Raw genomic sequence first — 2090 nt, 5'->3', positions numbered from 1 at the left:
CGGTCGATCACGGCCTTGGACCGGAACACCGCAGCACCCAAGGCCCCCACACCTTGCCAGGCCTGGGCTTGTTGGGTTTTGTCTTTCGTTCCGAACAGCGTGTACAGGCCCTGGACCGCCCCGACGGCGGCGGTCCCGAAACCCTGCACCGCGGACAGGCGGCCCTCGTACCTGATGGACACCGCCGGCCCCCAGGGCAGGTCAGGGACCGGGGTGTCGGTACCCAGCTGGTGCTGCAGCCAACTGAACCCGTTGGCGACCTGGTCCGTGGAGGCGAACACGCTCCGCCGCGGAACCTCCACCGGGGTGTGCCCGGGCCCGTGCACCAGGGCGGAGAGTTCGTTGGCGCATTGGGTGTCCGAGTCCAGGATCTGCTGGGCCAGCCCGGACGCGGCGGACATGAGCCGTTGGTGGGTGTCCACGATCTGGGCCTTCGTGTGCCAGTCATCGTTGGCCAGGATCACCGCGTCCAACGCCTGCACCTCGGCCCGCAAACCCGTGATGCGGCGTTTGAAATCCCTGGCCCGGTCCGCGTATCCGTACAACGCCCTCGCCGCGGCCCCGGTCAGGTCTTTCACCCGGGCGGCTTTGGCCAGGGCCGGGGTGAACGCGCCGAGCACTTGTTCGGCTTCCGGGGTCCGGTAGAAGGCCCGGAGACCGGCCCAGTTCCGGGCCGCGTCCTGCACCCCGTTATGGAACCCCACCCCGGCAGCGATCATCGACTGGACCTGGGCGTCCAACACCTCAGGATCCGGCAACGGCGGCAACGCGTCCAAATTGATCCCCGACCCACCAGCACCGGACGGGACACACACCTGCGTGAAATCCCCACTCATTCACAAACTCCCGTCAAGCGAAAGAAGACTTCACAGCTCATGGCAGCCGCCACAATGACCCACCCCCGGTCCGCGGTTCGCTGACGCGGCCCGGACTGGGGAACGGCGACCCGCCCCATCCGGCTCCCGAAGGCTGGGCGCCGGCGTCGGGGAACGCCCACCCGCCACCGGCACTAGCGGGGTCGGTGCCTGGTTCGATGCCTTGCGCGGCCGCCAGACCGGTGCCCAGGGCCGGGCCGGTCCCTGCTGCGATCAGCGCGCTCTTTTCCGCGATGGTGGCCATGGCCTGGTCTCCGGCCACGTAATGCCCCACCGCCTCCGTCGTCCCGGACAAGGCCGCGCCCGCGGAGAGCACGGCCCCGGTGAGGTCAGGGCTCACCCCGTCCTCGGCGAACCCGCCCAACGCCTGCACCACCACCGTCGAGGGGACCGCACCGGCGACCCCCTCCAGCGCGGCACCGAGGCTCTTGACCGGGGTCTGCAACCCCGTCACGGCCTTCGAGGCCGCGGCCAGCACCCCGTGGGTGCCGGGCACGTCAATATCCCAAACAGCCATCCCAGAAACCGCCAAGGAGCGGGGGTTTAGCCGATGCCCTGCACGGCGTTCCGTGCAGCCGACACCGCCGTAGTGGCCGTGTCATCGGTTCGGGCGAGGGTGGAGCGGACCAGTGCAACGATGGACCGGACTTCGGAGGCGGCGGAGGTCCACCGGTTCTCGACTGCCTGGTATTCGGCGTCGACGCCGTCGGCGCGGAAGTCGGCCATGGCGTGGTTCACGTCCTGCTGCCGGGCGGTGATGAGGTTCTCCAACTGCGCGGCGAGGGCTTGGATGTCGGACTGGACCTGGGCGGAGACGTTCGTGTCGTAGGCAATGCGGCTCATGATGGGTTAGGCCCTTCCCTGGAAGCGTGCGGCGTCGAAGTTCGCGGACCCCTCTGAACGGCGGGCCGTATCGGATGCGGCCTGGTCGCCTTGGGTGAAGGCGGTGTCCATCCCGGACTGGCCCTGCACGATCGCACCGAGTGCGGTGTTCAACTCCGAGGCGACCAGGTCGGAGCGGTTCTTGAAGGAGTCGAACGCGGCCTTGCCCGCGCCGCTGAACTTCCCCTCCAACGGGGTGACGGCGTCCACGAACCGGCGTACCAACGCACCGAGGTCCTGATGGGAGGCATCGGATTGCCGAGCAAGTGTTGTGAGCGTCTGCGCGCCCAGATCAAAAACAGCCATACAAAAGGCCCCCAATAGCCCTCGAAA

General features: G+C 68.4%; 4 protein-coding genes. All 4 read right to left on the bottom strand.

What is annotated here, in order from left to right; all coding sequences use genetic code 11:
- Nucleotides 1-836: hypothetical protein (locus tag ACIPV6_RS23660; protein WP_400273235.1), on the bottom strand; the 836-nt coding region annotated here is incomplete at its 3' end.
- A 37-nt stretch (nucleotides 837-873) separates the two neighbouring features.
- The gene (locus ACIPV6_RS23655) at nucleotides 874-1392 is read right to left on the bottom strand and encodes a DUF6507 family protein (protein ID WP_400273234.1); all 519 of its coding nucleotides are present in this window, start codon (nucleotides 1390-1392) and stop codon (nucleotides 874-876) included.
- Nucleotides 1393-1418: 26 nt separating this feature from the next.
- Nucleotides 1419-1718: a pore-forming ESAT-6 family protein gene (locus ACIPV6_RS23650; protein WP_400273233.1), complete on the bottom strand. Its 300-nt coding sequence runs from the start codon at nucleotides 1716-1718 to the stop codon at nucleotides 1419-1421.
- A gap of 6 nt (nucleotides 1719-1724) precedes the next feature.
- Nucleotides 1725-2063 (bottom strand): hypothetical protein, encoded by a 339-nt coding sequence (locus ACIPV6_RS23645; protein WP_400273232.1) that lies wholly within the window; start codon nucleotides 2061-2063, stop codon nucleotides 1725-1727.
- Nucleotides 2064-2090: the final 27 nt, after the last annotated feature.

This window comes from Paenarthrobacter sp. NPDC089988 (genome assembly GCF_044748465.1).
GTDB lineage: Bacteria > Actinomycetota > Actinomycetes > Actinomycetales > Micrococcaceae > Arthrobacter.
The sequence above is the reverse complement of the archived record's forward strand: the minus strand, read 5'-3'. Positions and strand labels throughout refer to the sequence as shown.